General features: G+C 38.9%; 7 protein-coding genes. 4 read left to right on the plus strand and 3 right to left on the minus strand.

Annotated features, from left to right (window positions below; genetic code table 11):
* Positions 1-29: 29 nt before the first annotated feature.
* Complete coding sequence (locus tag FZF08_RS24040; protein ID WP_159474638.1) at positions 30-1,658, minus strand: beta-N-acetylhexosaminidase; 1,629 nt, start codon at positions 1,656-1,658, stop codon at positions 30-32.
* Positions 1,659-1,897: 239 nt separating this feature from the next.
* Here FZF08_RS24040 and FZF08_RS24045 point away from each other — a divergent pair, with 239 nt between their 5' ends.
* The 4 genes from FZF08_RS24045 (at position 1,898) to FZF08_RS24060 (ending at position 12,899) form a co-directional block, all read left to right on the plus strand.
* A complete protein-coding gene (locus FZF08_RS24045) occupies positions 1,898-4,324 on the plus strand; it encodes an outer membrane beta-barrel family protein (protein ID WP_229216669.1) in 2,427 nt (808 codons plus the stop codon).
* 340 nt (positions 4,325-4,664) lie between these two features.
* On the plus strand, positions 4,665-5,381 hold the full coding sequence (locus FZF08_RS24050) for a hypothetical protein (RefSeq protein WP_159474641.1): 717 nt from the start codon (positions 4,665-4,667) through the stop codon (positions 5,379-5,381).
* 149 nt (positions 5,382-5,530) lie between these two features.
* A complete protein-coding gene (locus FZF08_RS24055) occupies positions 5,531-10,462 on the plus strand; it encodes a translocation/assembly module TamB (protein ID WP_159474644.1) in 4,932 nt (1,643 codons plus the stop codon).
* On the plus strand, positions 10,452-12,899 hold the full coding sequence (locus FZF08_RS24060; RefSeq protein ID WP_159474647.1) for a BamA/TamA family outer membrane protein: 2,448 nt from the start codon (positions 10,452-10,454) through the stop codon (positions 12,897-12,899). Before FZF08_RS24055 ends, FZF08_RS24060 begins: the two co-directional genes overlap by 11 nt.
* Before the next feature lie 36 nt (positions 12,900-12,935).
* On the opposite strand, the gene mce is transcribed toward FZF08_RS24060, so the two are convergent.
* Together mce and rsgA are read right to left on the minus strand one after the other, a co-directional pair.
* A complete protein-coding gene (mce, locus tag FZF08_RS24065; RefSeq protein WP_159474651.1) occupies positions 12,936-13,349 on the minus strand; it encodes a methylmalonyl-CoA epimerase in 414 nt (137 codons plus the stop codon).
* 19 nt (positions 13,350-13,368) lie between these two features.
* Positions 13,369-14,304 (minus strand): ribosome small subunit-dependent GTPase A, encoded by a 936-nt coding sequence (gene rsgA / locus FZF08_RS24070; protein WP_159474654.1) that lies wholly within the window; start codon positions 14,302-14,304, stop codon positions 13,369-13,371.
* Between the last annotated feature and the right edge of the window lie 220 nt (positions 14,305-14,524).

Below are 14,524 nucleotides of genomic sequence, written 5' to 3' on the forward strand. Positions count from 1 at the left end.
ATACCTTTTTCAATATAAACCATCAAACCTTACTTTTTAACAGGCCAAACGTATTTGAATTTATCATTAATCGGAGCGCCGAAATAGTTAACGCCCAAATAATCAAGACGTTTTTTGTGCACTTCCAAACGCTTGCTAAAATCAGCAAAATCCTTTTTATCAGCCGGAGTCCAGCCTGTTTCAGCTAATGCAATTCCGCGTGGGAAAACCATATATTCAACATAATCCGATGTCGGCATATATTCCGTCCACACATTTCCCTGAACACCTAAAATATGTTTTGCCTGTTCAGCAGTCAGTTCTTTTGGCGTTGGATCGTAAGAATATGATTCTGCCAGATCCGTAAAGCCTCCGATTGCGATTGGCTGCGTTTTGGCATCCGCCTGGTAGTGATCCAGATATACAAAATTATTTGGTGTCATGATCACATCATGATCTTCTTTGGCAGCAGCAATTCCACCCTCGGTTCCTCTCCAGCTCATTACGGTTGCATTAGGCGAAAGTCCGCCTTCCAGAATTTCATCCCACCCAATGATACGACGGCCTTTTGAAGTCACAAACTTGTCGATGCGTTTGATCACATAACTTTGTAAACCATGTTCGTCTTTCAAATTTTCCTTTTCGATCAGATCCTGAGCAAAACGACTTTCTTTCCATTGCGTTTTCGGACATTCGTCCCCGCCAATGTGGATATATTTACTTGGAAAAAGATCAATAACTTCTGTCAAAACATCTTCCAAAAATTTAAAAGTTTCTTCACGAGGCATGAAAACATCGTCATAAACACCCCACTTCGTACCAACTTCATAGATTTTGTCCGGGTTATTTCCCAGTTTAGGATAAGCACTCAGCGCAGCCAAAGCATGACCAGGAAGCTCAATTTCAGGAATTACATTGACAAAGCGATCCTCGGCATATTTCAAAACATCCTTAATTTCTTCTTGTGTGTAAAAACCACCATAAGGCGTTCCGTCGTATTTCTGATCGGTATAATGACCTTTCATCGTTTCCTTACGTTTCGAGCCGATCGTAGTCAGTTCAGGATATTTTTTGATCTCAATTCTCCATCCCTGATCATCCGTTAAATGCCAATGAAATTGGTTTTGTTTGTGCAAAGCAATCATATCAATATACTTTTTTACAAATTCAGCCGGCATAAAATGACGACCCACATCCAGCATCAATCCGCGGTATGAATAACGCGGAACATCTTTGATCGTGACATAAGGGACAACCCATTTGACATTACCAACCACTTTTGGACTGAAAACTTCAACAGGTAAAAGCTGCAACAAAGACTGCATACCGTAAAAAGCTCCTTTGGCAGTTTGAGCCTGAATTGTCACACCCTTTGGTGTAGACAACAAACGATATCCTTCTTCACCCAAACTCGCATCCGATGAAAGAACCAATGAAATATCACCTTTTCCTTTTACTGTTTTCAAAGTATATCCGCTGGCCTTATTAATTTGTCCGGCAAGCATTTCCGCCACCTTTGTCCATTTGGCATCAGCCGGTGCACCGATTTTGGCTTTTGATCCAAGTACCCATTCTCCTTTTGCAACAAGCATCTGGGTTGGTTTTGGAATGATATTAGGCTGTGCCCAAGTAGTACAGAACCACAAGGAGCAGAGTACTGTCAAGAGAAAACGTTTCATTTTGTCAGATTTAAGAATTCTTTATTAAAATAATTTAAAAACTATGCAAGATAATTCAACTACCAATTAAAATACTAGTAATCTTACTTTTTTTATAATTTTGTACAATTAAAATCAAAAAAGTACCGTTCATAATTTTAGCCTGTCATTCACTTTAACGAGTATATTTCAGGCACTTAATGCCTTTTAACAATTTAGTATCCTAATAATTCCTACCCCTGATAACTTTAAAAAATATAATGTTTAAAAATTTATCCCCCACTCAACGACTTCCAGCCCTTTTATTCATGACGCTGGTTTTCACAAATATTTCCTTTCAAACCTTCGCTTCAAATCGGTTAAAATATGGGCCGGATGGTGGAAAACTTATTGGAAAAGTAGTTGAAGCTCCAAAACATGAAGTTGTAAGTTTTGCCACCGTCGCTGTTTTACTAGCCAAAGATTCCAGTGTGACCAGCGGAGCGATTACAGATGAAAAAGGTGTTTTTACCATCCCTGATGTAAAGCCAGGAAATTACATTCTTCGGATAACAAACATGGGTTACGAAACGCTTTTTGTCCCGAACATCAGCGTGGCGACAGAATCTAATATTACAGATTTGGGAACGCTTACCATTGTTGTTTCTTCTCAAAAACTGAATGAAGTTGTGATCATGGGCGAGAAGGCGATGATTGTTGAAGATATTGATAAAAAGATGATCACGATTGGAAAGGATATGCTTGCCAGCAGTAATAATGTGAGTGATCTTTTGACAAAATTACCTTCTGTATCCCTTGACGAAAATGGAAATCCGCAGGTACGGGGAAAAGGAAATGTGATTGTTTTGATCGATGGAAAACCGTCCACACTTTATGGCAGTGACCTTCCAACGGTTTTACAATCTTTCCCCGCGGAATTAATTGAACGTATCGACGTTTCTACCACACCTTCCGCAAAATATGAAGGCGACGGCGCTTCGGGAGTTATTGATATTATTACCAAAAAGAATAAAATACGCGGACTGAATGGCGGTGCGCGGACAAGTCTGGGTTTGAAAAACAATAATAATGCATCCGGAAATATTAATTACCGAGCAGGAAAATTAGGTTTAAATGCTTCACTTAACGCTCAAAACCGGAACATGTTCTGGAAGCGGAGATTAAACCGGGATAACTTTCTGGGTGATGAGCCGTCCCGACTGGAACAGCGCGGAACCGGAAATAACAAGAATAAAAATCTCTTCGGCCGTTTCGGTGCCAATTACGACATCAATGATAAAAACAGCGTTGAGCTTAGTGTAAATTATTCCCGCGACCAAAGCAATACCAAAAGTGATCTGGTTAATAATTCTACACTTCTAACCGGCCAGGTTCTGGATCATTTTGACAGAATTAATCAGAGTAAAGGCAACGGAAATAACCTGAGCACAAGCTTTGACTATCGTCGGAAATTCAATAAAAAAGATGAGCTCCTTACTTTTACAGCTAATTATTCAGAAGGAGAATCTAAAAATAATTCGATGTATGATCAGGTTGATGATGTAGACAGTTTATCAAAATATCAGCAAAACAGGAGGACGGGCAAAAGCAAATCACTTTTTCTGAATACAGACTTTACCTTACCTATCACCACCAAAGCTACATTTGAAGTCGGATTTCGTACCCGTTTCAACACCAACGATAACACCAATAATTTTTACCTGCTGAATGCTGAGTCGGGCAATTTTGAATTCGATAATAACATCAGTAACATCTTCGGATATAAAAATTCTGTTTACACTGGCTACATGAATTTTTCCCAAAAAACCGATCTCTGGGGTTTCCGCGCAGGTATGAGATTAACGGATTCGGATCAGGAAATAGATCAGATCAGTGCCGGAAGAGATTTTTCTGTTAATTTCCTCACACTTTCGCCATCATTGGCAATAAGCAGAAAACTGGATGATAATTCGTTGATTAAATTAAATTATAGCCGTCGCGTGCAGCGTCCGGAGGCGGATTGGCTCAACCCTTACACCGACGTTTCAGATCCGAGAAATATCCAGACCGGCAATCCAAATCTTCGTCCGGAATTCACGCACAAGGCAGAAATGACTTATTCTAATTATGAAGAAAATGGTGGATGGGGCCCTTCACTTTTTATGGATTATTCTAACAATGCCATCACACGTTTAAGAACAATCAATGCAGAAGGAATTTCGCTGACACAATATGATAATATTGGAAAAGAGCTCAATTATGGATTTGAAACTGACTTTTCTCAAAAATTTGGCGATATTTTAAAGATCAACGGAAGCGGCAGATTTTTTAGAAGTGAAGTTGTTTCAGCATTGGCTAATATTGATAACCGCACGTGGAGTTATTCAGGAAACCTGAACGCATTTGTGTCGCTGCCGCTTGATTTCAAGGCTTCGGCTTACGTTAATTATGAAGGCCCGAGAGCGATTGCACAGGGTACACGTCAAGGTGTTTTTGTGGCAAACATGGGACTACGAAAAGATTTACTGGAAAAAAAAGCAACACTTTCCTTCAACATTCAGGATATTTTTCTTTCCAGGGCATATAAAAGTCAGCTTGCAACCGATACCTATCTGCAAAATTCGTTGTGGCAGCAAACAAACCGTTTGGTTAACCTGACATTTCAATACAGGTTTGGAAAAATATCCGCGAGCGGAGACGAATCTTGATTTCTAAAACATAAGTATCTAAAAATAAGGGAGGAAAAAGAAAAATCTGTTTCCTCCCTTATTTTTATCCCTGCCTTACCTGTTAGATCTCAAATCCGTTTAAATCTTGTATTGCTAATGAAACGGGCTGGTAATTTAATTTCAGATAATGGGTTATGAAACAACGGCTACTGAGAAATTCAGAGCTGGAACAGTTTTTGCGGGTAGCTAGGATAAATGTGGTATTTTTACTTTTGACCGGTTAGACAAGATATACCAGAGTAAATAATAATAAAAATTTATGGTTACTTGTTTTAACAATGGTCGTATCATATTTGTACATTTAACACAACCCAATCACATGAAAAGATTCATCGGAATTTCGCTCGCTATACTTTTAGCTTCAGTATCGGTTTTTGCACAAACAAGAATTCCTGCTGATACTATTTTTAACAATTATTACAAGGCAACTGGCGGAAAATCACTTTGGCAAAATATAAAAACATATAGTCTTAAACGCAGTTATACTTCTGCTTCTTCAACACCATATACATCCAGTATAGCAGTTTCTATCCCGGACAATTCAGTTTACAAATCTAAAACCATCATGAACCGTGCTTTCGTTTACACCATGAAAGGTGCTGATGCATGGGTTAAAGTGCCACTTGGTAACAAAACAGATGTAAAAGACCTGAGCCAGGCAGAGAAGGATGCTATGAAATACGAAATGTATGATAATCTTGTTCCTTTTATTGACTACCAAAATCGTGGTTTTATCGCTTCTACCGTAGGAACAGAAACCATCAACGGAGTAGCGACAAATCAGGTTGAACTACAAGGAAAAGGAGTAAAATACAATTTGTATTTTGATGCAACAACAGGTTTGCTTACACGCCAAAGAGAAAATATCGGAGGTGTGGAAACAGTTACCGATTTTTCAAACTACACAAAATCTGCATCCGGACTACTATATCCGGCCAAACTTGTACAAGTTAACAGTATTGACAAAAAGCCTCTGAACGTTACATCTTCGATATCAATCAACGACGCTGTAAGTCCTGATTTATTCAAACGCTAGTTCAGATTTAAATCAAATATCTATTTGGTGAGTAGTATATGAGCCTGGATAATCCGGACGGTATGCTACTCACTCGGTTGTAAAATCAGTCACATTAAGAAAACTTCACCCGTCCGGCAAAAATGAAAAGGATGGAATAACTTTAAAGAATGAAGAAAGCACTAAAAGTACTGGCGATAATATTACTGACAGTTTTAATTCTGATTGGTGTGTTAATATGGGGTATACAAACTCCTGCCGGTCAAAACTTTCTGACCACACAAGCAAATGATTATTTGCGTAAGAAACTTAAAACCAAACTTAATGTAGAAAAAATACGATTTGATATTCCCGATTGGATTGTCTTGGAAGGGGTCTATTTTGCTGATCAACAAGGCGATACTTTGGTTTCCGGAAAAATGCTGCGTGTCGATTTGGACATGTATTCACTGATTAAAGGAAATGTTGGAATCAATCAAATTGAGCTGGATGGCGCCGTGGCCAACATTCACCGGACCTTGCCTGACACCGTTTTTAATTTTCAATTTATTGTTGATGCATTCGCCAGCACCGATCCCGCTACTTCGGTTGACACTACGTCAAAACCAATGGAAATGCGTCTGGATAAAATATTGTTGAAACAAGTAAGGCTTTCGTACAAAGATGCGGTTATAGGGACGGATGCTTATGCAAACATCGATTCTGCTTACGTTTCTTTTGATAAATTCAATCCCACACTTTCTCAATATCACCCGACCAAAATTGCACTTTACAACAGCGGAGCAAAACTTCGTATGTACAAAGCATTGGTAATTGATACACTGGACACACCATCAAATCCAGCTGATTCTCTGGATTTGAAATTAGGCGATATTGATATATCAAAGTTCAACTGGGTTTTCACGGATGAAACTTCCGGTTTGAATAATGGTATTACGGTTGGTTCTTTAAAAGGAAAAATCAACAGCATATACATGGGCAGCCAGCGCGTCAATGTAGAAAGTGTTCTTATTGAAAACATGACGGCTTATGCGGAGTTTGCCAAAAAGGCAACTTCTAAAACAAGTCCTCCCGATACTAAAACGGATACAACTACTACGCCCGGCTGGTTTGCAATTGTAAAAGATATTAAGGTAGTGAACACAGGTTTGCGCTATGATGATTTTAATTCAAAACCAATAGCAAAAGGCCTTGACTATGCACATTTAGATGTTAAGAAATTAAATGTTGATTTAAAGGATTTCCTTTTTTCAACGGATAACATCACCGGAAAATTAACAAAAAGTTCTTTTCAAGATAAAAGCGGATTTAAAGTACTGGCGTTACGAACGGATTTTGGCTATGGTGCCAAACAAACCTATCTGCGTAAACTTTACTTCCAAACACCTAATACACTTCTTCGCGATGAATTGACATTACGTTACAACAATATAGATGATCTTACCAAAAACTTAAACAAGGTAAAAATCCGCCTGAACCTGACGGATACGCATCTTGCCTTCTCGGATATTTTATTGCTGGCACCTGACCTGGCGAAAACTCCGCCTTTTGATAAAGAGCCAAACGGTGTGGTAAAAGTTGGTGGACTTATTACAGGATCAGTTGATGATATGTTGATCTCAAAAGCACGTTTCAGTATGCTTGATGGGACTGTGCTGAGTTTGGATGGACGAATTCGTGGATTACCTGATGCGGATAAATTGTCGGCAGATATGACGATTAATGAGTTGTCTTCTACAAAAGCTGACCTGATGAAAATGCTTCCGGATAGTGCACTACCTTCCAGTATTGAGCTTCCTGAAACAATCAAAATTACCGGAAAAGTGAACGGTTCAATGGCGAATCTAACGCTTTCGACCAATATAAATACTTCTTTTGGTAACGGTACTTTTACCGGAAATCTTCAAAATATTACAGACAGCATTAAAGCCAAATATGACGGAATGTTGAGTTTTACCGATTTTGATATGGGTAAAATGTTAAAACAGCCACCGGAGCAATTGGGTAAACTAACGCTATCAACACAGCTTGCTGGAATTGGCTATACACCATCAAGAATGCAGGCACGACTGAACGGAACAATCCAAAGTGCTGATATACAAGGCTACGTTTATAATAATCTTACGCTTAAAGGAGATGTAGATCATGGATTGGCCAATGTTGAAGCCAATATGAAGGATGAAAATATAGGTGTTGCCTTAAAAGGACAAGCTGATCTTTCGAAGGAATTTCCAAGTGTGAAAGGCGAAGCGCAAATTGACCATATGGATTTGACCGCACTACATCTTTACCAAGATTCTTTGCAGGTGAAGGGAAATATCAAAATCGATATGCCTTCAACAAATCCTGAAAATCCAATTGGCACGATTGCAGTTAATAATCTCTTATTGACCCATCATAAAAGACCTGTTAGCATTTCTGATATGACCGTTCAATTGGCTGATACTGCTGGCAATAAAAGAGCGACGATCAAATCACCCTTTTTAAATGCAAAACTGGAAGGAAAATTTGTTTATACTGAGATTGCAGATGCAATTTTAACAGAGACAAGCAAACATTTTGCAGTGCCGGGACTGACCTATAAACCTGTCACAAAACCAACCAATTTTACGATCGATGCAGCCGTAATGGATCATCCCCTCTTCAAAATATTTGCTACTCAATTAACAGAACTAAAACCAGTCGTTCTTCATGCGGAATTAAACAATCAGCAGGATTCGACAATCATAGCTAATCTTAGCATTCCTTTGGTTGAATATGATAGCATTCACACGGAAAAGGTTTTGGTGAATATGAGCAGTGTGAAAGAAAAAGCGGTTATGAATGCCTATCTGGGCAGTGTCCAAACGGGCAGTTTCAGAATGCAGAATGCATCCTTGAAAACGGATATAGCGAAGAATGACGTGAAGTTCAATTTTATGGTGAAGGATTCTGCAAATACGGATCGTCATGGAATTAATGGAGATCTTGCACTGGTTGATAACCGATATCAGTTACGTCTGCGCGAAGGTTTGCTGATCGACTATAAGAAATGGGCTACGGATGGTGAGGGGTATGTACAATATGCACCAGACAGTGTTTTGGTCAAAAATTTTGTAATCCGCAACGATTACCAGTCGTTAACTATCAACTCCGCAACGGATGCTCCAAATAGCCCGCTGGACATTACTGCGGATAGTATTTCCATTGGGCAGTTTGTAGCACTCGCAACCCGCGATTCTACCATGGCCACTGGTACGTTAAGCGGGAAAATCAAGTTGAGTAATTATATGGTTTCACCGGTTTACACGGGTCAGTTAGCAATAAACAATCTTGCGCTAATGAAAATCCCTGTTGGCAATCTGGCCATTCGTTCAACCAACGAAACAGAAGATAGAATCAGAGTCGGGATGTCATTGACAAGTGATAAAAACGACATGAGACTTTATGGTGCCTATCGTTTGAAAGATGAAAATCCTTTGAATTTCACCTTGGATTTGAAAAAATTCGGGGCAGAAACAGTGGAGGCTTTCAGTTTTGGACAATTGAAACGTGCAACCGGAAATCTTTCAGGACAAACCAAGATTACAGGATCAACGGATAGTCCGCAATTAAATGGGTCAATCAATTTTGACGATGTTGCTTTTAATGTTACCCAACTTGGCGCGCGTTATTCTTTGACCAATCAAAAAATCAATTTTAACGGTCAGGATATCAATTTCAATAATTTCGTTGTTGCAGATTCACTTAAACAACAGCTGAAAGTAAACGGAAATGTAAATATTGCCACGATACCTGATGTCAGGTATAATCTTAAAATTGACGCAAAAAACTTCACCGTTTTAAGTTCAACACAAAAAGAAAACGACCTTTTCTACGGAAAAGCGATCGTGGATGCAAATTTGACGGTTAAAGGGAAAGGAAGCAGTTCCATTGTGGATGGAAACGTAAAACTTGATCCTGAAAGTAATGTTACCGTAGTAATGTCAAACAGTGCTACTGAATCGGGTGATGCCAGTAAAGGCATTATTGAATTTGTGGATATGAGCCAGTTGGCCCAGGTCTCAAAGTCAGATTCCCTTGAAGCAGCCAAACAGATCGTTGTTGATTTTGCATCACAAATCTCCCTGGATATTGACGTTGACGACAAATCGCAATTCACGGTTGTTATTGATGAGCTCAATGGTGACAATATCAAACTGAAAGGAAATGCAAAACTGAATACAGGTATTGCGCCAAATGGTCAGCTTTATTTAATCGGAGCATACGATCTTACGCAAGGTTCATATGACCTGACCCTCCAGATTCTTAAAAGAAATTTTGAAATCCGCAAAGGAAGCAGCCTGATCTGGACAGGTGACCCACTGAAAGCGGACCTGAATATAACGGCCGTTTATCCGGTGATGGTTGACCCAGGTTCGATTGACAATAATTACAAAGGCGATCGTAAAATTCCTATTGAAGTTCAGATTATCATTACCGGAAACCTTTCCTCTCCAAATATTACTTTCAATGTTGAGCCAGGCACTGAGGCACCTGAAAGTTTTAAAAATGATCTAACTAATCTGACATTCTGGGCGGACATGAAACAAAGTCCTTCCGAGATGAATAAACAGGCCTTTGCACTTTTGATTACGAATAAATTTATAACAGATCAAACATCTTCGGGCTTCAATATTGGGTCAAGTGCCGAGCAAATTGCACGCCAAAGTGTAAGTCAGTTACTTAGCGACCAGTTAAATAATTTGGCCGGAGATTTGGTAAAGGGCGTAAATCTTGATTTGAACTTAAATTCTTCAACGGATCAGACAGCCGGATCGAGAACCGATTTGAATGTTGGTTTAAGCAAAGCCTTTTTGGGTGACAGGCTGAAAATATCGGTTGGGAAAAACTTTGAGCTGGAAAGTAAATCACAAACGCCAAGTTCGTCGGAAGTATTTGATAACATCGCGCTGGATTACTCGCTTAGCAAGGATGGAAGATATTTATTCAGAGGATATAGAAAAAATCAATATCAGTCCATTCTGGAAGGATTTATTATTGAAACAGGTGTGAGTTTTATCATAACGGCCGACTACGATTTGTTCCGTGAAATTTTTCAAAAACAAAAAAATGAGAATTAATACTTTAGCCATCTTTGTGATATGTATTTTGCTGGGCAGCTGCTCCGTAAGAAAGTACGTCCCGGCTGGCCAAAGCCTGTATGTGGGAAATAGTGTACATGTAACTCCTGACACGCTCAGTAAGCCAAAAGTGGCTGATCTGGCTACGAGTTTGGAAGCGATTGTTAAGCCGCCACCCAATAAAACCATTTTTGGATTTCCCTGGAAAGTTTGGTTTTATTATTGGATCGGTCAACCAAAAGATGAAGGAGGTATACGCAGCTGGTTCCGAAAAAAACTGGGACAACCGCCTGTATATGCGAATCAAAGAATTGTAGATATAAATGCCAAAAATATGATTGGCTTTATGGACAATGAGGGATATTATAAATCTTCTGCTGCTGGTAAACTTGAATATAATCTCAAAAAGAGAACGGCCACAGCACATTACGAAGCCTATGTAATGCCTCGTTACTTTATTAATGAAGTGAATTTTGTCGTTCCGGACAGTGCGCAGTTTAACAAGGATCTTGTCAGATCGAAAAAGGATACATATTTAAGAAAAGGTGATCCTATACGGCTTGATGTCATAACGTCAGAACGTTCGCGGATTGAACAACTTCTGAAAGGAAAAGGATATTATTATTTCAATCCGGATTATCTTATTGTTAGAGTCGATTCCACTATCGGGAGACAAGATTCCACTATGGGTCCGCAACAGGTAAATCTATATTTGGAAGTAAAAAAAGAAACCGCACAAACGGCTTTGAAACAATATTATATCAATCAGATATATGTCAATACCGGAACGAACCAGGATAAAAGTGCTGACAGCGCGACAAATAAAGGACCTTTAAGAAGGGGAATTAATATTAATGATCCAGGGAAACTTTATAAAAGACGGATTTTCTACGACGCCATTGCATTTCGGAAAGGCAACCTGTATACGAATACGCAACAGGATATTTCCGTCCAGAGACTGGTTAATTTTCAGAATTTCAAGTTTGTTAAAAACAGCTTTGAGTTGGTACCACGATCCGATTCAGCCATGCTGAATGTGTACTACAATCTGGCGCCGTTGAAGAAAAAGTCGCTGCAAACGGTACTCAGTGCAAGTACAAAGTCGAATAACCTAGGAGGCTCTCAATTAACGGTCAATTTAAAAAACAGGAATTTTTTACGTGGTGGCGAGATTTTTACATTAAGTCCTTACTTTGGATTTGACGTTCAATTAGGAGGAAACAAAGTGGAAAATCCAGGAAAAGTTGGCAATGAATACATACGTTATGGTGCAGTTGCCAGCTTATCTTTCCCAAGATTTGTTATTCCATTTGTAAAAATACGTCCTGAAAGAAGTCAGGTATTGCCAAAGACAATTCTGGCTTTAACCTATGAAAATAGAATTCAGAGAAATTTCTATACTACAAGGTCTATTCGTTTTGACTACTCCTTTGTCTGGAGCAAAAATTCGCGGCTTGAACATACTCTAACGCCGATTGCATTAAACTTTGTTGAACCCAGAAATATCAACATAGAAAAATATGCAGACATTATTTTTAGTCAGTTGATTACTCCACTTGAAAAGAGAAGATATAGAGATCTTTTTGAAACTAAATATTTCATCATGGGCTCAAATTATTCAGTTTCTTATCGTCCCGCGCCTAAACCTTTCAGCAAGAATCAATTTGTGATGATTGGTGGTATCGATTATGGAGGAAATCTACTTAGCTTGTTGGGTAAGAAAAATTCTGTTGATAGTATCATCCCAAAAGAAATTTTTGGTATACCCATTTTACAGTTTGTGAAACTAGACGGCGATATACGTTATTACCGTACAATTAATTCAAGAATAAAATGGGCAAACAGATTTCTAGCCGGTGTTGGCATACCGTTTGGCAATTCCAGGACGATGCAATTACCGCAGTTCAAGCAATATTTTGCAGGTGGAAGTACAGGTCTTCGTGCCTTTAGAGCAAGGGCACTTGGACCGGGAGCTTATAACCAGGATACTACATCAATAAGACTTTTTGGATATCAATCCTTTGGTGATATAAGGCTTGAAGCCAACTCAGAAGTCAGGGTGAAATTCACAGACATTATCGGCGGAGCCGTTTTTGTTGATGCAGGTAACATCTGGTCTTACCGCGGTAATGCCTCAGAAGGTTATGGTGCAGAATCCGTTTTCAAAAAGAACTTCCTGAATCAGATAGCTGTTGGTGGCGGGATTGGTTTGCGGCTTGATTTCTCCTTCCTCGTGTTCCGTCTGGATCTGGCAACCCCATTTAGAAAACCATGGTATACAGTAACACCGGTTGACACAGATCCAAATGCGCCGTTGGATCCAAGTGCGCCGGTCAAGTATAAAAATCCATGGGTATTTAACGAGATTAATTTTGGAAGTAAAACGTGGCGGAAGGAAAATCTGGTATTGAATATAGCGGTCGGATTACCATTCTAACAACAAAGATATTTATAAATCAAAAAGCCGGTTTTTTTATAAATCCGGCTTTTTGATTTCCTGACAGAGCTCTATCAAAACTCCGTTTGTTCCTTTTGGGTGAAGAAAGCATACCAGTTTATTATCTGCTCCGTTTTTTGGTTTATCATTTAATAAAACAAAACCCTCCCCCTTCAGTCGTTCCATTTCTGATAAAATATCCTCAACTTCAAAAGCGATGTGATGAAATCCTTCTCCCTTTTTCTCTATGAATTTAGCAATTGCGCTTTCCGGATCAGTAGCTTCCAGTAATTCTATTTTTGTTTGATTAATCTTAAAAAAAGAAGTTTCAACAAACTCTGATGTTACCATCTCTCTTTTGTAAGGATGTATATTGAACAAAGTACCAAACAACTTTTCAGCCGCTTCAAGATCTCTGACAGCAATTCCGATATGTTCAACGTTCTTCATGCTTTCAGAAATTTCAGTTTTAACGTCGGTTATCTCCTCCCCCAACCATACTTAAATAGCTCTCATAACGACTGAAAGCAATTTCTCCACCACTTACTGCATCTTTAATTGCGCAACCTGGTTCGTTGATATGCTGACAATTATTAAACCGGCATTCATTTAATCGCGTACGCATTTCAGGAAAATAATGGCTGATTTCCTCGGGTTTCATATCGGCAAGCCCAAGTTCTTTGATACCTGGTGAATCTATAATAAATGTCCCCGGCTCTAATTCAAACATTTCTGCAAAAGTGGTGGTGTGAACTCCTTTGTTTGCAAAAGTCGAAACTTCCTGTGTTTTGATATCAAGTGTTGGTGCAATGGTATTGACCAGTGTTGATTTTCCAACACCGGAATGCCCGGACAAAAGCGAAACTTTTCCACGCAAAAGCTGACTAAAATCTTCCAGACCTTCACCGGTAACCGCTGTTGTAGCCAGGCAGGTATACCCCAGACTGGTATACAAATCCATAAGCTCTGTTTGAAATTCCTTGATTTCATCATTTAACAAATCCTGTTTGTTAAAAATGATAACACCCGGAATCCGGAAAGACTCGATCGCTACCAAAAATCTGTCCATGAATCCAAGAGAAGTTCTTGGAAAAACCAATGTGGCGATCAAAATGGCCTGATCAACATTTGCCGCAATTAAATGCGAATGTGCCGTCTTATGAACCGAGGCACGAACTACATAATTAACCCTTGGGAGAATTTCATATATAATGCCTGAATTTTCATTTTCATCTTCAATTTCAAAACGCACAAAATCCCCTACTGCAATGGGATTTGTAACTTTTAACCCCATCGTTTTAAATTTCCCTTTCAACCGGCATTGCCAAATATGTCCGTCACGATCATCCCTGACTTCATACCAGGATCCTGTCGAGCGAATCACCAATCCTTTTTCAAACTCCATTCCAACTATTTAATATAAATGCAATAACGAATATAACAGAACTTTCAGGCTTGTTTGATGCAAAAAATAAATAATTCCAAAAGAGAAGCATTTAACCAAGTAGTTTTTCAACTTCAATCGTCTTTCCTCTACAATAGTGGTATAGTATTAAAATATATGCCGAATGATATATTAAGTTTTTTTAATAAAATTCGGCTTTTTCGTATATTTTTTTATATAT

It is taken from the genome of Dyadobacter sp. 3J3 (assembly GCF_009801115.1).
Classification (GTDB): Bacteria; Bacteroidota; Bacteroidia; order Cytophagales; family Spirosomataceae; genus Dyadobacter.

Excerpts from the sequence above, each read along its gene's own strand:
- FZF08_RS24040 (WP_159474638.1), bottom strand. The coding sequence starts at position 1,658 with ATGAAACGTTTTCTCTTGACAGTACTCTGCTCCTTGTGGTTCTGTACT.
- FZF08_RS24045 (WP_229216669.1), top strand. The coding sequence starts at position 1,898 with ATGTTTAAAAATTTATCCCCCACTCAACGACTTCCAGCCCTTTTATTC.
- FZF08_RS24050 (WP_159474641.1), top strand. The coding sequence starts at position 4,665 with ATGAAAAGATTCATCGGAATTTCGCTCGCTATACTTTTAGCTTCAGTA.
- FZF08_RS24055 (WP_159474644.1), top strand. The coding sequence starts at position 5,531 with ATGAAGAAAGCACTAAAAGTACTGGCGATAATATTACTGACAGTTTTA.
- FZF08_RS24060 (WP_159474647.1), top strand. The coding sequence starts at position 10,452 with ATGAGAATTAATACTTTAGCCATCTTTGTGATATGTATTTTGCTGGGC.
- mce (WP_159474651.1), bottom strand. The coding sequence starts at position 13,349 with ATGAAGAACGTTGAACATATCGGAATTGCTGTCAGAGATCTTGAAGCG.
- rsgA (WP_159474654.1), bottom strand. The coding sequence starts at position 14,304 with ATGGAGTTTGAAAAAGGATTGGTGATTCGCTCGACAGGATCCTGGTAT.